This window comes from Bradyrhizobium sp. LeoA1Lang (assembly GCF_055413685.1).
This window is the reverse complement of sequence record NZ_JBVAPG010000040.1, coordinates 36,562-58,129: the sequence shown is the minus strand read 5'-3', so window position 1 is coordinate 58,129 and position 21,568 is coordinate 36,562. Positions and strand designations below refer to the sequence as shown.

Below are 21,568 nucleotides of genomic sequence, written 5' to 3'. Positions count from 1 at the left end.
CTTCTCGAAACTGAAGCGTTTCAGGCGCGTTGCTACGCGCTACGAAAAAACCGCACGAAATTACTTCGCTGTCGTCGCTATCGCCGCAACTCTGCTCTGGCTAAGATAACTGTCCACGCGACCTAGCACGAACCCCTCGCGAAGCTATTCCCGGGTTGCGAAAAAGCCGCCGGAACCGGTCGACAGTGACCGATCCGTGGTTGACATTATAGAACAAAAAGAGAATATCAGCATCTGCCCCACGTCCCGGAAATCGCCAGATGTCCTCACGTCCCAGTGCCAGCACCGAGGATATCGACGGCTTGGAGGCTGCCGTTGATGAGGCGATCGCGGCCTGCGGCGGGGATATGCGGGCCACCGTCCGCGCGCTGATCGTGGCTAACGACTATCTGGAGAACGAGGTCAGCGAGCTGATGAAGGCCGTCTCTCGCGCCCATGTGCGTGGTAGATTTAATACCTATTCGGGTTGATGGCTTCGGGAGCCGGGCGCAAGCCGGCTGCCTCCATACAGACCGTTGCCTCTCCTGAGTTTTCCTGTACCACGTCAATTGAGACGCCCACCGCCCGTATCACATTGCGGGCGAGGATCCTGCCCAAACGCTCAAGCAAGAAGAACATGTTCAAACGAATCCTGATCGCAAATCGCGGCGAGATCGCCTGCCGGATCATCAAGACTGCGCGCCGTATGGGGATTGAGACGGTAGCGGTCTACTCTGAGGCCGACCGCGATGCGTTGCATGTCGAGATGGCCGATGAGGCCGTGCTGATCGGCCCGCCGCCGGCGGCGGAGAGCTATCTGTTGATCGACAGGATCGTCGACGCCTGCCGCAAGACCGGCGCGGAAGCCGTCCATCCCGGCTACGGCTTCTTGTCCGAACGCGAGGCGTTTCCGCGCGCGCTGAATGAGGCCGGCATCGTCTTCATCGGCCCCAACCCCGGTGCCATCGCCGCGATGGGCGACAAGATCGAATCCAAGAAGGCGGCGGCGAAGGCCAAGGTCTCCACCGTGCCCGGCCATCTCGGTGTCATCGAGGACGGCAAGCATGCGGTGCGGATTGCCGACGAGATCGGCTATCCGGTGATGATCAAGGCCTCCGCGGGCGGCGGCGGCAAGGGCATGCGGATCGCGCATTCGAAGGCCGAGGTCGAGGAGGGCTTCAACCTCGCGAAGGCCGAAGCGAAATCGTCGTTCGGTGACGACCGCGTGTTCGTCGAGAAGTTCATCGTCGATCCCCGCCACATCGAGATCCAGGTGCTCGGCGACAAGCACGGCAATGTGATCTATCTGGGCGAACGCGAATGCTCGATCCAGCGCCGTAACCAGAAGGTCATCGAGGAGGCGCCGTCGCCGCTGCTTGATGAGACCACGCGCCGCAAGATGGGCGAGCAGGCGGTCGCGCTGGCGAAAGCGGTGAACTACGACTCTGCCGGCACGGTCGAGTTCGTCGCCGGCCAGGACAAGAGCTTCTACTTCCTGGAGATGAACACCCGCCTGCAGGTCGAGCATCCCGTCACCGAGCTCGTCACCGGTATCGATCTCGTCGAGCAGATGATCCGCGTTGCCGCCGGCGAACAGCTCAGCCTTGCACAGAAGGATGTGACGCTGACGGGATGGGCGGTGGAATCGCGCGTCTATGCCGAGGATCTGTTCCGCAACTTCCTGCCGTCGATCGGGCGGCTGGTGAAATATCGTCCGCCGGCCGAGAAGAGCCAGGACGGCGTCACCGTCCGCAACGATACCGGTGTCCAGGAGGGCGGCGAGATCTCGATCCATTACGATCCGATGATCGCCAAGCTGATCACGCACGCGCCGTCGCGGGCGGCGGCCATCGAAGCGCAGTCGAGCGCGCTCGATGCCTTCTATGTCGACGGCATCAGGCACAACATTCCGTTCCTGTCGGCGCTGATGAACCATCCGCGCTGGCGCGAAGGAAAGCTCTCCACCGGCTTCATCGCGGAAGAATATCCAAAGGGATTTTCGGCGCGTCCGCCGGAGGGCGAGATCGCACGACGGTTGGCGGCAGTGGCCGCGGCGATCGACCACGTGCTCGGCGAGCGCAAGCGGCAGATCTCGGGCCAGATGAATGGCCGACTGGTGCAGCGGGAGCGGCGTCGCGCGGTGTGGCTCGACCGCGAGGAGATCGCGCTCGATGTCGCGCGCGAGGCCGACGGCGTCGCGGTGCGCTTCATCGCCAGCGATGGGCTGCCGGGCAATCCGCACAACCTGGTCTCGAACTGGGTGCCGGGCGAGCCGGTGTGGCAGGGCACGATCGACGGCCAGTTCGTGGCGATGCAGGTGCGCCCGATCAACAACGGCTTCCGCCTCGCGCACCAGGGATTTGAGGTTTCGATCTACGTCTTCACCGAAGCCGAAGCGACGTCGGCGCGTCTGATGCCGGTAGTGTCGGCCGCCGATACCGGCAAGAAGCTTTTGTGCCCGATGCCGGGGCTGGTGGTGTCGATCGCGGTCAGCGAAGGGCAGGAGGTCAAGGCCGGCGAGACGCTTGCGGTGGTCGAAGCCATGAAGATGCAGAACGTGCTGCGCGCCGAGCGCGACGGCACGGTGAAGAAGATCCACGCCGCGCCCGGCGCAACGCTGGCGGTCGACGCCCTGATCCTCGAATTCGCGTGAGGCATGATCCGGAACGTAGACATCAGTTCTCCGAAAGGATCGCGCCGAAGCTGAGATAGAGAGAATTTCCATGACCTTCCGCGCGCGACGCGAAGCACTGCGTTCGATCCTTGCGGGCACCGGCTGCGTCCGACCGGGCTCGGTCTATGATGCGACGTCGATCCGGATCGCCGAGGATCTCGGTTTCGAGGTCGGCATGTTCGGCGGCTCCGTTGCCTCGCTCGCGGTGCTCGGCGATCCCGATATCGCCCTGATCACGCTGACTGAGCTTGCCGAGCAGATGCGGCGGATGTCACGGGCTTCGGCTCTTCCTGTGCTTGTCGATGCCGACCACGGCTATGGCAACGCGCTCAACGTCCGCCGCACCGTGCAGGAGCTCGAGGTCGCCGGCGCCGCCGGCCTCACCATCGAGGACACCTTGCTGCCGCAGGCGTTTGGTCAGGCCAAGACGCAACTGATCCCGCTCGATGAAGGTGTCAGCAAGATGAAGGCCGCGCTCGACGGCCGCAGCGATCCATCGCTTGTCATCATTGGCCGCACCGGCGCGGTGTCGATCACCGGCCTTGACGATGCGATCGCGCGAGCAAAGGCCTATGAGGCCACCGGTGTCGATGCGCTGTTCTTCACCGGCATCAAGGTCAAGGCGGAGCTGGAAGCGATCTCCGCGGCAACGACACTGCCGATCGTGCTTGGCGGTGCGCCGGAGGAGATGGCCGCGCCGGATTATCTCGCGGGCCTGCGCGTGCGGATTGCGCTGCAAGGCCATGCGCCGTTCGCAGCGGCGACGCAGGCGGTCTACGAGACGCTGAAGGCGCTGCGCGAGGGCGCGTCGCCGAAAAGCCTGAAAGGGCTGCCATCCCCGGAACTGACCGGCCGTGCGATGCGCGAGGCTAAGATGAAAGCGCGCAGCAGCGAATTCCTCGGACTGAAGAAGTGAGCGACACGATCCGTCATGTCATGATCCGCGGTCGCGTCCAGGGCGTCGGCTACCGCGCCTGGGTCGAATACGAGGCGCGCGTGCGCCGACTCGAGGGCTGGGTGCGCAACCGACGGGACGGCAGCGTCGAAGCGGTGTTTGCCGGGCCCGAGACCGTTGTGTCCGATATGATCGCCGCGTGCCAGCGCGGACCGAGCGCGGCGCGTGTCGATGCCGCGCAGCACGATGCCGGCAGCCCCGATCTCCTGAACCTGCGCGACGCAGGCGAGGGTTTTTCGGTCCTGCCTACGGTATAACCACCATAAACTGGGGACGCCATTGGGCCGCCGCGGTCGTCGGAGGTTTGGCGGGCGCGACCTCGCTGACGGCGTCTCGTGACGACTTCAGGGCGTAGGGCGAATTCTAGACAGGGTAGCGTACCGAAAACGCCCTTGCCTCCATGAGCACAGGCATAAGCCCTCGCCCCCTATCGGTGAGTTGATATTCGACGCGCGGCGGCTGCTCGCCGAAGTCTCTTCTCTCGATCAGGCGATCATTCTCCAGCTCCCGCAGGTGCTGTGTGAGCATCTTCTGCGAAACGCCCGGCATGTCCCTTTTCAACTGCAAGGTCCGCAATGATGGCGCCGCGTAGAGGCGGAACAAGATCGGCAGCTTCCAGCGTCCGGTGATCATTCGAAGCATTCTGGTGACATGTGCGACAGAACCGTCGGGGCCAAGGCAAGCTGACCGCTCCTCGTGTCCTATGGGCACTTTTAAGTGCGTAATTGTCTCGGTCATCGTTCCGTCCATTCTATGAGCCGTCGACTTCAAGGTAGGTGCTCGGCAATGGATTTGAAACTGGACGGAAAGGTCGCGCTCATTACCGGGAGCAGCAAAGGCATAGGAGAAGCGATAGCCAGAGGGCTCGCCCGCGAGAAGACGATCGTCGTCGTCCACGGACGCGATCGAAACCAGACGGAGAGGGTCGCTCACGACATCTCCGCGCAGGGAGGACATGCTCATGCCGTGGTCGGAGACCTCACTGTTGACGATGAAGTGTGGCGCCTGGTCGATGAGGCACAGGCCCTGGCCGGCCCGATAGACATCCTGGTCAACAATGCCGGCGGTTCAGGCGATGCCGAAGACTGGACGAACAGTCGCCCAGCTTCTTGGGCGTCCGCCTACGACCGCAACGTCCTCGCCGCCGTGAGGGTGACTACCCGGCTGCTACCGAGGATGCAGGCAGCCAGGTGGGGACGTGTCGTAAACATTTCCAGCCTAGTTGGTTTGATGCCTCCGGCCTCCAGGCCCGACTACTCCGCCTGCAAGGCGGCGATGAACGCCATGACGGCGTCGATGGCCAAAGCCGTTGCGGCCGATGGCGTGACGGTCAACACGGTGTCGCCTGGCACGATACGTAGCGCCAGGCTGGATACCCGGTTCCGCGAGGTCGCAGCAGAGCGCGGGCTTGCGGACGGCTCTCCATGGAAACTGATTGAACAGACCGTCCTGCCCATGTTCGCCCAGGTACCCGTCGGCCGCGTCGGAACACTAGAAGAGATAGCTGATGCCATCTCATTCCTCGTCAGTCCCAGAGCGGGATACATAACCGGTGTCAACCTCAGGCTCGACGGCGGGATGCTGCCTAGCATCTAGTGGGTCGCATCTGACATTTGATTCCCGGCAGGGATTCCTCCTGAGCCTGCCCATCGGACCGAAGCGGCAAAATCCCGCTGGGGCACCGGTTGACACTCGCTCCGTTTTATCAGATATTTCTGTCATGACAGAAATAACCGGCAAGAGAAAACTTCCTCCCGCGGTCGAGCGCTTCATCCTGCATTGGGGCGACATGGGGGATGAGTGGGGTGTCAACCGCTCGGTCAGCCAGATCCACGGCCTGCTCTATCTCGCCGAAGCGCCGATGACGGCGGAGGACATCGCCGACACGCTCGGCATGGCGCGCTCGAACGTCTCCAATTCGCTCAAGGAGCTGCTTGCCTGGAACCTGATCCGCCGCGTGCCGATCCTCGGCGACCGGCGCGATCATTTCGAAGCGGAAACCGACATCTGGGAAGTCGCAGCGCGGATCGCCGCAGGCCGCAAGGAGCGGGAGATCGATCCGGCGATCGCAGCGCTTCGCGCCTCCGTGTCTGACGCCGCCGACGATCCCACGATCAGCCCGGTCGCGAGCAAGCGGCTCAAGGAGATGCTGGCTTTCACGGAGCTCGTCGACCGCTGGTACAGCCAGATGCTCAACGTGCCGCGGCCGCGCCTGGTCGCGCTGATCAAGCTCGGCGAGAAAATCGTGAATCTGCTGCCGATAGGAAGAGCCAAATAGGCAAGCAAGTGGGAGCATGCGATGGCGTCAGCAAGGATATCCAGCCTCAAGACATCACCGGCTTCCAACGCAAGACTGCACAACGACAACAGGTTTCGTGCGCTGCTCGCCGACGAAGATTGGGGTCGGCTGCCGGTCGCGGTCTGGCGGCGCTTCTCGAAGCGCCTCGCCGAGGGCGGGACCATCATCTATGTTGGCGAGATCGATGAAGTCACCTTCAATCGCGCCGGCTGGTGGCTGGCGCAGGCGGCGCGCCTGATCGGCGGGCCGCTGCCGACTGGCTCCGAGACCGGCGTCCCGGCCATCGTCACGGTGACCGAGGATGCCGCCGCGGGCGGCCAGATATGGAGCCGCATCGCCACGCGCAGCGACGGCTTTCCGCAAGTCATTCACTCTTGCAAGCGCTTTGCCGGTCCGACGGGGCTGGAGGAATATGTCGGCTACGGCGTCAGCATGGCGCTGAAGATATCGGTCGCGCAGGACGCGCTGGTGTTTCGCAGCACCGGCTATTCGCTGCAGCTTGGTCCGTTCCGATTGCCGCTGCCGGAATGGCTCACGCCGGGCGATCTCACCGTGACCCATCGCGATCTCGGCGGCGATGAATTCCGCTTCACGCTCGAGATCATTCATCCCCGCTTCGGCATGCTTATCCGTCAGTCTGCCGTGTTTAGGGAGGCCATGCCATGACGCCGCTGCTTTGGACCCTGATCGCCATTCAGATCCTGATGGGGGTGTTCGACACCTTCTATCACCATGAGTTCACCGAGCGCCTGGCGTGGCGTCCGTCGCAGCGTTTCGAGCTGCAGCTCCACGCCGTGCGCAACATGTTCTATGCGCTGCTTTTCCTCATTCTCGGCTGGCTGGAGGTGCACGGCGTTTTCGCTATGCTGATTATTGCCGTGCTGGTCGCAGAAGTCGTCATCACGCTGATGGATTTCGTCGAGGAGGATTTGAGCAGGAAGCTGCCGGCGAGCGAGCGTATCAATCATACGCTGCTCGCGATCAATTACGGCGCCATCTTGGTCCTGCTGCTGCCGGTCCTGATCGGCTGGGCGATGCAGCCGACCGGGATCAAGTCGGCTTACACGGACCTTCTCAGCATCGTGGCCGCGGCCGCCGCTGTCGGCGCGGCGCTTTGCGGCTTGCGCGATTTCACGGCCGCCAGACGCCTGGCGCGCATGGCCGTCGCGCCCGCGCGCGAGCTTGTGACGGGATTGCCCGGCCGGCAGACCGTGCTTGTCACCGGCGCCACCGGCTTCATCGGCAACCGGCTGGTCGGAAGCCTCACCGCCGCCGGCCATCAGGTCATCGCGCTGATCCGAAATCCGGCGAAGGCGGAGCTATTGCCGCCGCCGATCACGCTGATCACGAGCCTCGATCAGATTCCTGCGGAGACCAGGATCGACGCCATCGTCAATCTCGCGGGCGAGCCGATCGGCAATGGCCTGTGGACCGAGGCCAAACGTCGCGAGATCCTTGCCTCGCGGATCGATATCACCGGCGACGTCGTGAAACTGATCGCGCGCCTCGAACGCAAGCCCGCCGTCCTTGTCAGCGGCTCGGCGATCGGCTGGTACGGGCTGTGGCAGGACCAGGTGCTGACCGAATCGGCCAAGTCGCACGCCTGCTTCAGCCACGAGCTCTGCGAGGCCTGGGAGAAAGCGGCGCGTTCCGCAGAAGAATTCGGCGCCCGCGTCGTCTGCTTGCGGATCGGCCTGGTGCTCGGCACCGATGGCGGCTTCATCACGCGCATGCTGACGCCGTTCGAGTTCGGCCTCGGCGGGCCGCTCGGTTCGGGCAGGCAATGGATGTCCTGGATCGAGCGCGACGATCTCGTCCGCCTGATCGCCCATGTGATCGCAAGGCCCGATCTCTCAGGTCCGATCAACGCGACCGCGCCGATCCCGGTGACCAATGCCAAATTCACCGAAGAACTCGGCCGCCGACTGCATCGCCCTGCGATCTTTCGCATCCCCGCCGGCCTGCTGCGCCGGGTCGGGGGCGATTTTGCCAAGGAGCTATTGCTGGGCGGTCAGCGCGTGCTGCCCAACAAAGCGCTCAGCAACGGTTTTGTCTTCCGCCACGAGACGCTGCGCAGCGCGTTCGAGGCGATTTTGTGAGGCCGTACGCGGCCCTAAGTCGTCTCTGGCAGCCGCGCCTCGGCTGCGCCAAACACCTCAGCAAAGGCTTGACGAAGCGCGACGTCGACGTCAGGGAGCGTCACCGGCAGGCCGAGGTCGACCAGGGACGTGACGCCGTAGCGTGGGTCGACCACGCCGCAGGGCACGATCGCGGAGAAATGCGCCAGATCCGGCTCGACGTTGATCGCGATGCCGTGAAAGGACACCCAGCGCTTCAGCCGCACGCCGATGGCGGCGATCTTGTCCTCGAATCCCGGTCCCTTGTCGGGCCGCCTGACCCAGACGCCGACGCGGTCCTCGCGGCGCTCGCCGCGGACATTGAAGGCGGCGAGGGTGCGGATGATCCATTCCTCCAGCGAGGCGACATAGGCGCGTACGTCCGGCCGGCGCCGCTTCAGGTCCAGCATCACATAGGCCACCCGCTGGCCCGGGCCGTGATAGGTGATCTGGCCGCCGCGTCCGCTCTCAAATATCGGGAATCGCGCCTCCAGGAGGTCGCCGGCCTTGCCGCTGGTGCCAGACGTGTAGAGCGGGGGATGCTCCACGAGCCAGACCAGTTCGGGCGCTTTCCCGGCCGCGATATCGGCGACGCGTGATTCCATCGCGGCGACGGCGTCAGGGTAGGGCACCGGAGCATCCGAAATCCGCCATTCCACGGCTTCGCCGCCGTCCGGGTGCGCGAAAATCGTCAAATCAAGGTCTTGGCGGACATTAACCATTGGCTAACCATCACGTGGTCAGGTGGAACCACAATCTAATCCCGGTTTGGCGGTTCAAAAGTGCCTACCCTCGATAAAGTCAGTGTCGATCTCATGGTGGTGCTCGGCACCACCACGATGCCCATCCACCAGGTCATGCGGCTTTCCCGCGGCGCCATCATCGAACTGGATGCCACCGAGGCCGACGAGGTCAAGATCCTCGCCAACAACCTGCCGATCGCCAGCGGCGTGGTGCTGGTCGACCGCAACCGGATCGCGGTCGAGGTCAAGCAAATGCTGCCGAAATCCCCGGATGTTAGATAGTCGATTAGCCACTTACCGGCTTGTCCCCCACCTTCCGATTTGTTACATCCCGCGCCGTCGATCCGGTGGCGGGCCTTTAGGTTCCCTCCGGCATCCCAAGCGCTCGTGGCGGAATTGGTAGACGCGCTGCCTTGAGGTGGCAGTGAGTAAAATCGTGGGGGTTCGAGTCCCTCCGAGCGCACCATACCCACGTTTTCCCTTGAAATCCTTACGCTTTTTTCCGGGTGTTACCCGGGAATGTTACCACTCCGTTCCCGTGCGGCGTTCGCACGTTGTTCGCTTTAGGTGCCCATAGAAAGTCGTCAAATGACTGGCTCTGATCGAACGCGATGATCTTTTCCATACCACTGACGCCGAGCTTCTCTCGATTCGCCTGAGCGATGTAGTGCGCGGGCATTTTCGGATCGGTCCAGCCGAACATGGCCATCATCTGGCTCTCGGTGCAGTCGGCGTAAGCAGCAACCTCGGCGCGGGCTTTGCGCACTCCATGGCAGCTCTTCTTCGGCTCGTTGACGTCGGCCAGGATCACGTATTTCTTGAACTTGGCCGCCCATGCCTTCTTCTTCATTGGCAGAACGCAACCGCGCACGACCTTGCCGGTGAAGGCATTTCGCGAGCGATGAGGGACAAGGATTTCGTTGAGCGGCAATGGGCCGGATCGGAGTTGAGGCAAGCAGACTTTCTTGATTGCTCTATTTGGCTGTAACTAGCCCAAATTGGCCCCATGATGGATTGGAACGAGAGTTTAAGTTTTTCAATTGGTTCGAACGCGGCGTGTGCACCGGGAGATCAAGAAAAATCTCATCACAGCAAGGGTGTGCAGGCGTTCTGAAGTAGGGCCGCGCGCTGCCTCCGGTTGGTGCGCCTGAAGGACCAAAATTCCGAGGGTAGGGTGACAGGTGAGTGCTGACGAGCGACATTAGTTCTCGGAGCTAGAAAGCGTCACTCCTTTACCGCGCATTTGCGCAGCTCCGTTGATCCAACTGAGAACGAGCAGCTCTTGTAGCGCTTCCCTGACTCGAACCGCCGACTCGCTACGCTGCCTGCCGAGTGTCGTTTGCCGCGTCTACCGCGCGCGCTTTGATTTCGATCCCCACATGCAGAGACTTGTCGGTTCGAATCCGAACTGGCGCGGCCGATGCGTTTCCTCGTTCTCGATCTCGTCCACCCCAACCGAATATTCGAACACCATGCCGTCGGGGCCCTGGAAGTAAAGGAAGCGCGCGCCGGACGTCGGGTGACGGCCAGGGCCGAAGACGATCGGCACCCGTTGCTCGGACAAGTGATAAAAGGATCGCAGCACGTCGTCGTTGCTCTGCACCTGATGATTGATGTGCTGGATCCCGGGACCTCTGGCCGGCGCAAGCGCGATGGTGTGGTGGATCGCGTTCACGCGCATCAGCGCAATATCCCCGATGCGATCGCTGACGCGCGCGTTGCAGACCTCCGTCCAGAACTTCTCGTCGCGGACCGGATTGGTCGAATTCAAGCCGACATGACTGAAGCCGGTGATGCCGGCGTCCCGTGCAGCAAAATAGCGGCGGCCATGCTGCTCCGGACGAACGACAAGCTCGATCTGATTGCCGCTCGGATCCTTGAATCCGATGAAGGCGCGAACCTTGCGTGCCGAGCATTCGGCGGCCGCGCCGACATGCACCGGATGACCAAGCGAGTCCAGGGTCGTGGCGGCCTCGTTCAACTCGCTCTCGTTCTCGACCTCGAATCCGATGGTCTGATCGGCCGGGTCGCCTTCGAAGTAGCACAGCGTATGCGCACGTTCGTCCGAACGCAGATAGAGTGAGTTCTGCGATCGCTCGCTTACCTGAAGACCAAGGCATCTGGTCGCAAATGATTCGGCTTCCTCGAGGCTCGAGGCCCCCAGCCGCGCATAGGTGACATCTTTGAGCTGGATCATCGTTGCGCTCCTTTTGCAGAGATCAGGTGATGGCTTGCCGCAGCTCCGGAATCTCGGAGCATTCGCTTCCCCATTCGCATAGTGAGAAAGCTGCTGGCGCAAACTGCCTCGCACGGTGCCGGGCATCGATGTCGGCCAGCCCATGCCCGTACGAGAAGACGTGTCCTTCCGGTCCGGCAAATCGCAGGAAGATCTGACCGGACGCGGCCTCACGGCCAGGGCCGTGAAGGATCTTGATCTGTCGCTCCTGCGCGAAGTAGTGATTCTGCATGATCGAATCGAAACTTTCGACTCCGTAGCAGACGTCGAGCAGTCCGGCCCGACCGGAAGGGTAGAGCGCAATCCGGTGATGCTTCCGGTCGATGCTGAGATAGGCAATATCGCCGACCCAATCGCTGACCGTGGCTCCCAGGATCGTGGTCCACAGCTTCAGGTCATCCTCGATCGCGCGGCTGCGAAGGCCCACGCATTGCAAGCCGGTGACACCCGCATCGCGGCTCGGAAAGTAGCGCCGGCCGCTAACCGCCGGGCGCGATACAAGGTCGATCTCATTGCCGCTCGCGTCGCGCACGATCAGCGCGCGCCGAACAAAACGCCGGCTGCATTCCTCCATGGATGCCTCGCGAACTTCAAATCCGTCTCGCTGCAGGGCATCGGCCGCTCGATCGAGGTCATCGGCCGAGGCAATCTCCACGCCGATGCTCGACCTGTCAGCGTCTTCCACGAGGCAAAGCGTGTGGAAGCGCTCGTCCGACCGGAACAGAAATTGCTCCTTGTCATCAGTAATGCGCTGAAGCCCCAGGACGTCGGTCACGAAGGCAGCGGCGGCTGCGCCGTGCTGTACCGCAAGCCTCACATAGCAGAGCTGGATCAACGGGATAGGGGCGAGCTGCTTTGCGTCCATTTTCAACCACGGTTCTTCTGGTCGTTCGCCATCGCCGTCTGGAGATGTTGGCGGACGATGTCGCGCCACACTTTCAGAAGGCGACTGAACTGCTCAGGGTCTTTTTCGATCAAAGTTCGAACGGAATAGCCGCGGACCACGCTCAGCGTGAGCGACAGGATATCGCTGGCGAGCTGCTTGGGAACGCCCGACGACATCAGCGCTTCGAGCCAGGCAGCCTCGACCGAAAACCGGCTGGTGCGGGAGTTCCTGTACGTCTCGCGCTTGAGAATGCGCGAGTCGCTGTCCGCGCTCATTGCGATCGCGAGCTCGATGAAGAAATAGTCGCCGAAATAGAAATCCTGCGCGTCCTTGATGATCCCTTCGATCGGATCGTTTCCGCTATTCTGGGCAAGGTGCGCCCGGCGGGCGCTCTCCACCAGCGAGACTTCGTTGACGTGCCTGATGACGGCGACAAGAAGATCGTGCTTGCTCTTGAAATGGTGCAGCAGGGCGCCGCGGGAGACGCCCGCGAGTTCGGCCACTTCAACCGTACGCAGGCCGCGCAACCCGTTGGCGCGGACAAGCTTCACCGCCGCCTCGATCAATTGGGTCTGCGTCGCTTCGCTGCGCTCCGCCTGGGTTCGTTTGGAGGCGTATTTCGGTTCGCTGGAGCTGTTTCGGCGCGATTGCAGCCGTTGCCGCGTCGCCGTGCGGGGCAGGGACGCCTGGCCTCCGCGCCCTTCTGGCTTCGTCTTGTCAGCATTCGACATAAACGTCCTCTTCGCTCAGTTTGACCCGGAAGGTCTTCAGCGCGACCGTGCAGGGCATGCCGGTCGGCTGCCCATTAGTGACGTCGAACGTGCCGAAGTGCCACGGGCACTCGACGATTTTCCCCGTCAGAATGCCCTCTTCCGACAGCGACGCCTCGCCATGGGTACACAGATCGGCCGTGGCATAGATTGCTCCATCCACATTGTACACGGCGATATTGGTGCCATCCGGCAGCGTCGCCTGGCGGACCTCTCCCGGCGGGAACTCGTCGAGCCTTCCGATCAACACATCCTTGGTCATCGTCGTACTCATAGCATCGTGCTTCCGCCGTTCACGCTGATGACCTGGCCTGTGACGAACGAAGCTTCCCTGGAGGCCAGATAGCAGACCATGGAAGCCACTTCGTCCATCTCCCCGGGGCGTCCCATCGGCACGACGTCGATGAATTTCCGGATTGACTGCGGCGCCTTGGGCGGCCGCGCGTTGCACCTGGGGCGTATTCACGATGCAGGGTGCAACGACATTGACGGTGATCTCGTCGGTCGCGAATTCGCGCGCCAGCCCGGTGGCGATGGCGTGAACGCCGCCTTTTGCCGCGTTGTAGGCAGCGTGGTCGTAAAGCCCGTTGCGGACGGAGTCGGCGCCGATATTGACGATCCGGCCGTAGCGCTTCGCCTTCATCACCGGCACGGCGTGCCACGTGCACCACAGCATTGTCCAAAGATTGCGATCGATGGTCGTCCGCAGCGTCTCCGGAGTATGCTCCAGGAACGGCTTGATGATGCCGCCGCCGGCATTGTTCACGAGGACGTCGATGGTGCCGAACGCCTTCACGGCATCGCCGATCAATCGGCCGGCGACATCTTCCTGCGAGAGATCGCCGCCTCGGATCAACGGCTTCTCGCGACAAAGCGAGCAGAGACCGTCGGCAGTGGTGGTCAACCCCTTCTCGTCCAGGTCCGAAAGGACCAGCCTGGCACCCTCTCGGGCAAAATGCTGTGCGATCACGGCGCCGATGCCGTTGGCGGCGCCGGTGATCACCACAACCTGTTCGGCAAATCGTTTTTCCATCAGAGCTGTCTCTCAGAGCACAATGGAAATCCGGCCATGGGGGCGCAGGCCTTCGCCCCCAAGCAGGCAGCGCTTTTCGCTGATCTTTATCCTGTTGTCGTCGACCTTCAGGCGGTAGTTGCTGGTGCCGAAATAGAGATCGGTCGTGCCGTCCTTGGTGCGGAAGGTCTGGAATACGGCGCTGACGTCGATGTTGTCTTCACCGCGTCCACGGATACGCACATTGCCGACGATGCGGCTGGTCTTGGAGTGCGGGAATTCGGCGTGCGCGGTTCGCTTCATCAGGCGCTTCACGCGCTCGCCCAGCCGGAACCGGTCGTCGGCGATATAGAACAGGTTGTTGTCCGCCGAGGCGTCGGGCGGCAGGTCAGTGCAGGGGACCTCGTAGGTCGCGTCATCGGTGAACAGCTCCAGCCATTCCGGCAGTCGCCATTGATCGAGCAGGCCTGCTTCGTGAAACAGGAAGTCTTCTACGTCTGATCGTTCGATTGCGCGCATGACGATCTCCCTCAGGCCGCGACGTTCTTGATGCTGGAGATCGGAGCCGGGAACATCATCGCATTCCACTGGGTCCAGAACGCGCGCATCTGAAGCTCGTCATTGTAGGCAGGGCGCTCCTTGCCCATTCCCTTGGAGATGTCGTTCCATTGCGCTTCCTTGGCGTTGTTGAAGCCGCGCTGGCAGTGTTCGAGCGCCTCGGCATCGTCAGGCGTCGCGAAGCCGCCGGGCCCGAGAAATTCGAGAAAGTTGTTCAGGCGATATTTGCGAGCCCAGGAGGTCTCGTCGTTCGGGCCCAAAGCCCAGGCGCTGATGACCATGTAATCAGCGGCCATCGGGAAGTAGGTGCGGACGGTCAGCGCCATGATGTCGTTGACGACGAGATTCGGGAAGATGAAGAGATTGCGATTCTTGCGGGAAATGCGGTCGGCGCGCTCCGTGCCGAAGCGCTGCACCAGATTGTCGTAGAGGCGGCTAATTTCCTGCTTTCCGCTATCGCCCCACGCAGGAATCCACTGCGCGACTGGCCGGCCCCATGGCGCGCCATATTCCAGGACTGCGTGGCCGTTGCCGAGATCGTAGCCATATCCGCCGCCGCCCATGCCGGTGGCGAGCCCATCTGTCGTGTTCATCAGATAGTCGAAGTAGCTCGCATGCGTGGTGGTCGCATGATAGCCATCGATGCTGTTCTCGGTGAGCAGCTTCCAGTTGGCCCGGATCGAGTATTCCTGGGTGCCGGCAATGATCGAGAGGCCCGCATCGGTCTGATCGCAGATGAGATCGAGGTATTCCTTCGCGCCGGCGAGGTACTCGACGAGGGGGACGATGTTCCTGTCAAAGGAGACGAAGCAGAAGTCACGGTAGGTCTCGAAGCGCGGAACTGCCTGCATGTTGGAGGATTCGCGGTTCTTGAATCCTTCCGCATAGGCTTCCTCGCCGGGCTGACTGCGCAGCTTGCCATCGGCTCCGAACACCCATCCGTGGTAGAAGCATTGAAACGATTTCGCATTGCCTTTCCGCTCGCGGCAAACCTGCGCGCCGCGGTGAGGGCAGGTGTTGAGGAGCGCGCGAAGCGTTCCCTTGCTGTCGCGCGTGAACAGGATGCTGCGACCGGCGACGGTCCGGCTCACGAAGTCGCCGGGCTTGGGAAGCTCGGATGCATGGCCGAGATAGAGCCACGAGCGCTCGAACACGAGCTCCTTCTCCGCCTTGAAGATCTCGGGATCGGTGAAGTTGCGGCGTGCAACCTTGAAGATCTGCTGGGCGGGATCAACCAGGATCGCTGGCTGACGGCTGTCGGTCTGCATGTCGTTTCCTCCGTCTGCGCTCTTCATGAAGCGAGAGCTTGTTTCAAGTCGAAAGCGGGATTGGCGATGTCGGATGGATTGACCCGCTTCCGGGAAGCGGCAAGCCTTCGTAGCAGCGCCATGTCCTTGGGCGAGCTCACGGTGACGGCGCCGACCACTTCGCCGTCGCGGAGGCTGATGGTGGTGAAGCGTCCGCGCTCGACATCCCCGCGCACGATCTCGTCGGCGCCGCCGGGATGGCCGATCACCTGGATGTTTGCCTCGAACTGATCCGACCAGAACCAGGGCGGCGCCTCGTAGCTGACACCCTGGCCGACCATGTTTCTGGCCGTCGCGATCGCCTGATTCTGCGCATTCGCCCAGTTCTCCACCCGCATCCAGCGTCCGTGCCAATCGCTCCATTGCTCGGCGACGTCGCCGGCTGCATAGATGCCTTCGATATCGGTCATGCCGGAGGGGCCGACACGAATGCCTTGCACGACCGCGAGTCCCGCCTGGCGGGCAAGATCCGCCGCTGGCTCAACGCCGACGCCGACGACGACAAGAACGGCCGGAACGATCCTTCCGTCGGACAACTGGATCCCGTTGGCCGTGGCGCCCACGATGGTCGCGTCGCAGCAGATGGCAACGCCGCGGTCGCTGTGCAGCCGCCTCAAATATCCGCTCAGCGCGGGCGAGCCGACCTGTGGCAACAGCCGGTCGGCCTTCTCCAGTACAGTGACCTCGCAGCCGCGGGCGATGGCTGCAGAGGCGACCTCGAGGCCGATCACGCCGCCGCCCACGAGCGCCACCTTGGTGCCCTGCGTGAGATTGCGCCTGAGTTCGCGCGCATCGTCGATGCAGCGCAGGTAGCAGACGCGCAATCCGCAATTCTCGAGATCGCGCAATCGACGCGGCCGCGTGCCGGTCGCTAGCAGCAGACGATCGAATGAAATCTCGCGGCCGTCCGACAGCCCGATCGCTCGACGGTTCACATCAATTGCAATGGTCGGCGAGGAGGTGCTCAGCTCGATCTCGATCGCCGCCCAATCCTGCGAATTCCGGATGAAACGCGGTTCTTCGTCCGCGTTGATCAGCATGGCTTTCGAAAGTTGCGGGCGCTCATAGGGCGGATGTTCTTCTTCGCCGAGCAGGGTGATCGGCCCGCGATGCCCGGCAGCCCGCAACGCCTCGGCTGCGCGCGCCCCGGCCTGGCCTGCGCCCACGATGACGATGCGTGTCCGGGATAGATCCAATGCGTTCACTCCCCTTGGGCGGTTGTTTGCCGCTCGCAGCGTTCCTCTCGCGGCCGCTTGACAACCAGAATAAAAACAATCATTCCTGTTTGTAAAGTGAATTATCCTGCGCAACTCGAAAGCGGTTCGCGGCAGCGCGGGGATCAGGGAAGGAAAGGAGGGCGCCATTGCCAGTGGTGGATGCCCATACGCATGTCGTGCCTGCACGGCTCCCGGCTGACGCCGCGCGCGATCGGCGGTGGCCGAGCGTGGAGCTTTCGGGCGACAAGGCCGCGGTGGTGATTGGCGGAAAGGTGTTCCGAAAGATCGACTCGCGCTCGTGGGACGTCGGGCGCAGGCTGGCGGACATGGAGGAGGATGGCACCACAATGCAGGTGCTCTCCCCGATGCCGGAGCTTCTGTCGCATTGGTTGCCGGCTCATGACGCCGAGCACCTCGCGGATACAATCAACGAGCACATCGCCGTGATGGTCAGCGAGGCCCCGCGCCGCTTCGCCGGAATCGGCATGGCCTGCGTTCAGGACGTGCGGCGCGCGCTAGCGCAGCTAGAGCGCATCAAGGCGCTTGGTCTTTCCGGTATCGAAATCGGAAGCCATGTCGATGGCATAGCGCTCGGCAGCGAAGTGCTCCATCCGCTCTATGAGGCCGCAGAGGCGCTCGATCTCTGCATCTTCGTTCATCCATTGCATCCGGCCGGGCTGGAGCGGATCGGGGCGGGGCCCGAATTCGCGGCGACGGCGGCATTTCCGCTGGAGACCGCGCTGGCCGCAGTGTCGCTGCTTGCGGCCGGCGTTCTCGAGAAATTTCCCAAGCTCCGCATCCTGCTCAGCCACGGCGGCGGCGCGCTGCCCTGGATCCTGCCGCGGCTCGATTACGGCTGGTCGCTCGGCGGGGAGATGCAGAAACGGATGACGCGATCGCCAAGGGAAATCGCGCGCGGCTTCTTCTACGACTCGATTCTCTACGATGCCCCCGCGCTTCAGTTCATGTCGTCGGTCGTGGGATCGGACCGCATCGTGGTCGGCTCCGACTATCCCTTCACCATTCGCCAAAAGCATCCCGGCGCATTTGCCCGCGCCGCGCTCCCGGATTGCCCGGGCGTTCTCGCCGACAACGCCTTCGCTTTCCTTGGCCGTGCCTTCGATCTGGAAACCCAGCATGCAGCAACTGGCGATCGTCACTCCGTCGCGTCACAGCAGGCCTAGCGTCATGATTGCCTGCAGGTCGCTTCCGCAGATGTGCCTGCTCGGTCCTGTCCCGCCGCGGACGCCCGGCCGCAGCGATGCGCAGGTCCCATCCGACGCTGCGCTTGGCGCCAGCCGCTACGCGCGCATCTCCTATGTGTATTTCTACAGCGAGGACGAACCCGATGACGTCGCGTTCGGCCTGCTCGACGTGGAGATCGCCGTTCAGCGTCGGGGCCGCAACGAATTCGCCCTGGAGATCTACTGTATCGGCGACGGCTATCAGAGCGGGCACGGCTCGAGCGCGGCGGCACCGCTGACCGTGGAGCTCAAGGCCGGCAGCCGCACGGTGGCGACTGTGCGCTGGAACTATCCCGATGTGCTCAATGGCCACATGGATCCGCTGACATTCACCACGTCGATCACTTTGTCGGAAGCGGACTTCCAGGCGCTCGACCACGTCTATCTGCCCTCCGCTCGCGCCGAGGCGGTGATATGCCTGGAGTGAGAAAACGGGACCGATCGATCGTCATCGGAACGCACAGCGTTTCGTGCGACGCGCTGCTGGCGCAAGGCAAGCGCGCTGCGTCGGCGCTTGCGGCAGCGGGCGTCAACGAAGGCGATGCGATCGCGCTGCTGATCCGGAACGATCCGATCTATTTCGAAGTGATGCAGGCCGCGTCTCTGCTCGGGACCTATGTCGTGCCGCTCAACTGGCACAGCAGCGCGGACGAAATCCGCTACATCCTCGCCGATTGCACGCCGCATGCGCTGATCGGCCATGCCGGCCTGCTGCAGGATGTTGCGACCGCAATTCCAGCGGACCTGCCGACGTTCTTTGCGACGCCTGCGGGCGTCGGCGTCGCGGCCGCGTCGGATGCTCCTTCGTGCGCCCGTGCCTGGGCTCCCTATCGGGACAGTTTTGCCGAATGGTCGGAACCGGCGCGCGTCCCGCGCGGGACCATGATCTACACCTCGGGCACCACCGGCCGACCGAAAGGCGTGCGTCGCGCGCCGATGAGCGCGGAGCAGGTCAAGAGGAATGCCGCCTTGCTGCGACAGATCTATGGCATTGAGGAAGGCATGCGCGCATTCGTGTGCGGCCCGCTCTATCATGCCTCTCCGGGGGCATTTGCCAGGCAGGCCTTTCAGCATGCCGACCTCGTGATCCTCCAGCACAATTTCGATCCCGAAGACTTGCTGAAGACGATCGAGGAACATCGCATCACCCATCTCACGATGGTGCCAACGATGTTTGTGCGCTTGCTTCGGCTCAGCGAGGAAGTGCGATCGCAGTACGACGTTTCCTCCATTCGCTGGGCGACCCACACCGGCGCCGCATGCCCGCCTGACGTGAAGCGGCGCATGATCGAATGGTGGGGGCCGGTGATTCACGAAACCTACGGCGCAACCGAAACCGGGCCGGCCATCGGCTGCAACTCCCACGAATGGCTTGCCCATCCGGGCACCGTCGGCAGGGCGATGCCGGGCACGACCTTGCGCATCTACGACGACGAAGGCCGCGAGCTCGGCACGGGACAGACCGGGGAGATCTATCTGCGCACGGAAGCCTATGCCGATTTCACCTATCACGGCAGGCAGGAGCAGCGGGAGGAGATCGATCGGGGCGGGCTCGTGACGTGCGGCGACGTCGGCTACGTGGATGCCGACGGCTATCTGTTCATCTGCGACCGCAAGCGCGACATGGTGATTTCCGGCGGGGTCAACATCTATCCCGCAGAGATCGAGAATGTCCTGGTGAACTGTCCGGGCGTACGGGACTGCGCGGTGTTCGGCGCACCCGACGAGGAGTTCGGAGAAAGCCTGGTCGCTGCCATCGAAGCCGAGGGCGGGATTCGGCTCGGGGCCGAAGCCATCGCGACATTCCTGGAACGCCATATCGCCCGGTTCAAGATCCCGAAGCGGTTCGTGTTTCATGATGCGCTGCCGCGCGAGGCGAGCGGAAAAATCTTCAAGCGGAAACTGCGCGACGCCTATCTGCAGGCGCACGCGCAAGCCTGACAGAATTCATCATCGAAGTCGGAGATTAATAGTGGAACTGAAGGGTAAGCATGTCGATGTCGCGGGGACGCGCACGCATTACTATGACGTCGGGCAGGGAGAGCCCACCATCCTCATCCATGGCGGAGGCCCGGGCGCTTCCGGCCTGAGCAATTATCGCAAGAATGTCGAGGCTCTCGCCGCGCGCCGTCGCGTGATCGTGTTCGACCTTCCCGGATTTGGCGAGACCGAAGGGAAGCTGAAGGACGGCCCGATCTTCGAAGCGATGGGTGACTTCACCCGCGCGTTCATGGACGCGATCGACGTCAAGAAGGCGAGCTTCGTCGGCAATTCCCTCGGAGGCGCAACTTCGCTGATGGTGGCCTTGCGCGCGCCCGAACGGGTCAACCGGCTGGTGCTGATGGGGACCGGCGGAAGCCAGGCGATCTTCTCGCCGATGCCGACCGAAGGGCTGCGGCGGATGGCGATGTTCCATGCCGGCGAGGGGCCGACCTTGCAGAAGCTGAAGGGCGTGATCGATCTCCTGGTGTTCGACCAGTCCTCGATCACCGAAGAATTGCTCGCCGAGCGGCTCAAAGCCGCCACCCGCCCCGATGTCATCGACATCTTCAAGCGGCCGCCGCTCGATATCTGGCGTGAGAATCTCGCGGCGCTCAAGCACCGCACGCTTCTGATCTGGGGGCGCGAGGATCGGGTGGTGCCGCTCGATTCCAGCTTCATCCTGCTGAAGACCATGCCGAACGCACAGCTTCACGTCTTTCCCAAATGCGGGCACTGGGCGCAGTGGGAGAAGGCCGACGAATTCAACGCGCTTGTCGCTGACTTCCTGGATCGGCCATGAGCAATATCGTTGAGAACATCGCGACACGCCTGCAGGAAGCGGAGGCGGCATGCCGCCCGATTGCGCCGATCGCGGGCGATATCGGCGAAGGGCGAGTGGAGGTGGCCTATGCGATTCAGGCCGAAGTCACCCGTCGCGGGATCGCCGGCGGCCGCCGGCTCGTGGGCCGCAAGATCGGCCTGACGTCCAAAGCCGTCCAGCAGCAGCTTGGAGTCGATCAGCCCGACTACGGCGCGCTGTTTGCCGACATGGAGATCCCGACCGGCGAACGGATCGAGGTCGCGCAACTGATCCAGCCGCGTGTCGAGGCGGAGGTGGCGCTCGTCCTGGAGCGGGATCTGGCTGACGATGACATCACCCTCGGCGAATTGATGCGATCGACGGCCTATGTCGTCTCCGCGCTCGAAGTGGTCGACAGCCGGATCCGCGATTGGAAGATCACGATCCTGGATACGGTGGCCGATAACGGCTCGAGCGCCCGCTATGTGCTCGGCGCCTCGCCGCGTCGCCTGACCGATGTCGATCTGGAAGCCTGCGGCATGACGATGACGCGCAACGGCGCGATCGTCTCCGTCGGCTGCGGCGCGGCCTGTCTCGGCCACCCCTTGCGCGCCGCGCTCTGGCTTGCCCGCACCATGGCAAAAGCCGGCCAACCGTTGCGGTGCGGTGATGTCGTGCTGACCGGCGCGCTGGGACCCGTGTCGCCGGTCTCCGCAGGCGAATTCTACGAAGCAAAAATCTCAGGATTCTCGCCCGTGAGCGTTTCGTTCGTTTAGCTCACCGGGTTCA

General features: G+C 63.0%; 24 protein-coding genes, 1 tRNA gene and 1 pseudogene. 16 read left to right on the top strand and 10 right to left on the bottom strand.

Going from position 1 to position 21,568, the window contains the following annotated elements; genetic code table 11:
- From ACZYOF_RS16115 to ACZYOF_RS16095, 5 genes and pseudogenes are all read left to right on the top strand, one after another.
- Window positions 1-109 (top strand): annotated as a pseudogene (locus ACZYOF_RS16115) (IS5/IS1182 family transposase); the annotation flags it as partial.
- Window positions 110-260: 151 nt separating this feature from the next.
- Complete coding sequence (locus ACZYOF_RS16110; protein ID WP_463716367.1) at window positions 261-470, top strand: hypothetical protein; 210 nt, start codon at window positions 261-263, stop codon at window positions 468-470.
- A 146-nt stretch (window positions 471-616) separates the two neighbouring features.
- Entirely contained in the window at window positions 617-2,632 is a 2,016-nt protein-coding gene (locus tag ACZYOF_RS16105; RefSeq protein WP_463716366.1) for an acetyl-CoA carboxylase biotin carboxylase subunit, read from the top strand.
- Window positions 2,633-2,702: 70 nt separating this feature from the next.
- A complete protein-coding gene (locus ACZYOF_RS16100) occupies window positions 2,703-3,569 on the top strand; it encodes an isocitrate lyase/PEP mutase family protein (RefSeq protein WP_394566739.1) in 867 nt (288 codons plus the stop codon).
- Window positions 3,566-3,865, top strand: coding sequence for an acylphosphatase (locus ACZYOF_RS16095; protein ID WP_130577735.1), 300 nt, complete (start codon window positions 3,566-3,568; stop codon window positions 3,863-3,865). The genes ACZYOF_RS16100 and ACZYOF_RS16095 overlap by 4 nt, the downstream gene beginning before the upstream one ends.
- Window positions 3,866-3,971: 106 nt before the next feature.
- On the opposite strand, the gene ACZYOF_RS16090 is transcribed toward ACZYOF_RS16095, so the two are convergent.
- Window positions 3,972-4,346, bottom strand: coding sequence for a winged helix-turn-helix transcriptional regulator (locus ACZYOF_RS16090; RefSeq protein ID WP_130577736.1), 375 nt, complete (start codon window positions 4,344-4,346; stop codon window positions 3,972-3,974).
- 48 nt (window positions 4,347-4,394) lie between these two features.
- Between ACZYOF_RS16090 and ACZYOF_RS16085 the strand changes: the two genes are divergently transcribed.
- The 4 genes from ACZYOF_RS16085 to ACZYOF_RS16070 all read left to right on the top strand — a co-directional run bounded on the left by ACZYOF_RS16085 (window position 4,395) and on the right by ACZYOF_RS16070 (window position 8,006).
- Window positions 4,395-5,204, top strand: coding sequence for an SDR family NAD(P)-dependent oxidoreductase (locus ACZYOF_RS16085; protein WP_282528225.1), 810 nt, complete (start codon window positions 4,395-4,397; stop codon window positions 5,202-5,204).
- A gap of 124 nt (window positions 5,205-5,328) precedes the next feature.
- A complete protein-coding gene (locus ACZYOF_RS16080) occupies window positions 5,329-5,886 on the top strand; it encodes a GbsR/MarR family transcriptional regulator (RefSeq protein WP_282528226.1) in 558 nt (185 codons plus the stop codon).
- A gap of 21 nt (window positions 5,887-5,907) precedes the next feature.
- Entirely contained in the window at window positions 5,908-6,573 is a 666-nt protein-coding gene (locus ACZYOF_RS16075) for a DUF4166 domain-containing protein (protein ID WP_463716365.1), read from the top strand.
- The gene (locus ACZYOF_RS16070) at window positions 6,570-8,006 is read left to right on the top strand and encodes a TIGR01777 family oxidoreductase (protein ID WP_463716364.1); all 1,437 of its coding nucleotides are present in this window, start codon (window positions 6,570-6,572) and stop codon (window positions 8,004-8,006) included. Before ACZYOF_RS16075 ends, ACZYOF_RS16070 begins: the two co-directional genes overlap by 4 nt.
- Before the next feature lie 14 nt (window positions 8,007-8,020).
- Here ACZYOF_RS16070 and lipB read toward each other — a convergent pair whose 3' ends face one another.
- Window positions 8,021-8,746, bottom strand: a complete 726-nt coding sequence (gene lipB, locus ACZYOF_RS16065) for a lipoyl(octanoyl) transferase LipB (protein WP_463716363.1) — start codon at window positions 8,744-8,746, stop codon at window positions 8,021-8,023.
- Window positions 8,747-8,806: 60 nt separating this feature from the next.
- On the opposite strand from lipB, the gene ACZYOF_RS16060 reads away from it, so the two are divergent.
- Window positions 8,807-9,049, top strand: a complete 243-nt coding sequence (locus tag ACZYOF_RS16060; protein WP_028164002.1) for a FliM/FliN family flagellar motor switch protein — start codon at window positions 8,807-8,809, stop codon at window positions 9,047-9,049.
- Between the two features lie 99 nt (window positions 9,050-9,148).
- A tRNA-Leu gene (locus tag ACZYOF_RS16055) sits at window positions 9,149-9,233 on the top strand.
- 24 nt (window positions 9,234-9,257) lie between these two features.
- On the opposite strand, the gene ACZYOF_RS16050 is transcribed toward ACZYOF_RS16055, so the two are convergent.
- The 8 genes from ACZYOF_RS16050 to ACZYOF_RS16015 all read right to left on the bottom strand — a co-directional run bounded on the left by ACZYOF_RS16050 (window position 9,258) and on the right by ACZYOF_RS16015 (window position 16,732).
- Window positions 9,258-9,698: a hypothetical protein gene (locus ACZYOF_RS16050; RefSeq protein WP_463716362.1), complete on the bottom strand. Its 441-nt coding sequence runs from the start codon at window positions 9,696-9,698 to the stop codon at window positions 9,258-9,260.
- A gap of 417 nt (window positions 9,699-10,115) precedes the next feature.
- Window positions 10,116-10,964: a VOC family protein gene (locus tag ACZYOF_RS16045; protein WP_130577742.1), complete on the bottom strand. Its 849-nt coding sequence runs from the start codon at window positions 10,962-10,964 to the stop codon at window positions 10,116-10,118.
- A gap of 22 nt (window positions 10,965-10,986) precedes the next feature.
- Window positions 10,987-11,868, bottom strand: coding sequence for a VOC family protein (locus tag ACZYOF_RS16040; RefSeq protein WP_463716370.1), 882 nt, complete (start codon window positions 11,866-11,868; stop codon window positions 10,987-10,989).
- A 2-nt stretch (window positions 11,869-11,870) separates the two neighbouring features.
- Window positions 11,871-12,620, bottom strand: a complete 750-nt coding sequence (locus tag ACZYOF_RS16035; protein WP_463716361.1) for a TetR/AcrR family transcriptional regulator — start codon at window positions 12,618-12,620, stop codon at window positions 11,871-11,873.
- Window positions 12,607-13,692: an SDR family NAD(P)-dependent oxidoreductase gene (locus ACZYOF_RS16030; RefSeq protein WP_463716360.1), complete on the bottom strand. Its 1,086-nt coding sequence runs from the start codon at window positions 13,690-13,692 to the stop codon at window positions 12,607-12,609. The genes ACZYOF_RS16035 and ACZYOF_RS16030 overlap by 14 nt, the downstream gene beginning before the upstream one ends.
- Before the next feature lie 12 nt (window positions 13,693-13,704).
- Complete coding sequence (locus tag ACZYOF_RS16025) at window positions 13,705-14,190, bottom strand: aromatic-ring-hydroxylating dioxygenase subunit beta (protein ID WP_463716359.1); 486 nt, start codon at window positions 14,188-14,190, stop codon at window positions 13,705-13,707.
- Between the two features lie 11 nt (window positions 14,191-14,201).
- Complete coding sequence (locus tag ACZYOF_RS16020) at window positions 14,202-15,497, bottom strand: aromatic ring-hydroxylating oxygenase subunit alpha (protein ID WP_463716358.1); 1,296 nt, start codon at window positions 15,495-15,497, stop codon at window positions 14,202-14,204.
- A 23-nt stretch (window positions 15,498-15,520) separates the two neighbouring features.
- Window positions 15,521-16,732, bottom strand: a complete 1,212-nt coding sequence (locus ACZYOF_RS16015; protein ID WP_463716357.1) for an NAD(P)/FAD-dependent oxidoreductase — start codon at window positions 16,730-16,732, stop codon at window positions 15,521-15,523.
- A 173-nt stretch (window positions 16,733-16,905) separates the two neighbouring features.
- On the opposite strand from ACZYOF_RS16015, the gene ACZYOF_RS16010 reads away from it, so the two are divergent.
- From ACZYOF_RS16010 to ACZYOF_RS15990, 5 genes are read left to right on the top strand one after another with little or no spacing between them, the layout of a single operon-like run.
- Window positions 16,906-17,937, top strand: a complete 1,032-nt coding sequence (locus ACZYOF_RS16010; protein WP_463716369.1) for an amidohydrolase family protein — start codon at window positions 16,906-16,908, stop codon at window positions 17,935-17,937.
- A gap of 4 nt (window positions 17,938-17,941) precedes the next feature.
- Window positions 17,942-18,424 carry a hypothetical protein gene (locus ACZYOF_RS16005; RefSeq protein ID WP_394566754.1) on the top strand — a complete coding sequence of 161 codons (483 nt, stop codon included), beginning with the start codon at window positions 17,942-17,944 and terminating at the stop codon, window positions 18,422-18,424.
- Window positions 18,421-19,938, top strand: coding sequence for an AMP-binding protein (locus tag ACZYOF_RS16000; protein ID WP_463716356.1), 1,518 nt, complete (start codon window positions 18,421-18,423; stop codon window positions 19,936-19,938). Before ACZYOF_RS16005 ends, ACZYOF_RS16000 begins: the two co-directional genes overlap by 4 nt.
- A 31-nt stretch (window positions 19,939-19,969) precedes the next feature.
- On the top strand, window positions 19,970-20,779 hold the full coding sequence (locus ACZYOF_RS15995) for an alpha/beta fold hydrolase (RefSeq protein ID WP_207230891.1): 810 nt from the start codon (window positions 19,970-19,972) through the stop codon (window positions 20,777-20,779).
- Window positions 20,776-21,555: a 2-keto-4-pentenoate hydratase gene (locus ACZYOF_RS15990; RefSeq protein WP_282528238.1), complete on the top strand. Its 780-nt coding sequence runs from the start codon at window positions 20,776-20,778 to the stop codon at window positions 21,553-21,555. Before ACZYOF_RS15995 ends, ACZYOF_RS15990 begins: the two co-directional genes overlap by 4 nt.
- The last annotated feature ends 13 nt before the right edge of the window (window positions 21,556-21,568 follow it).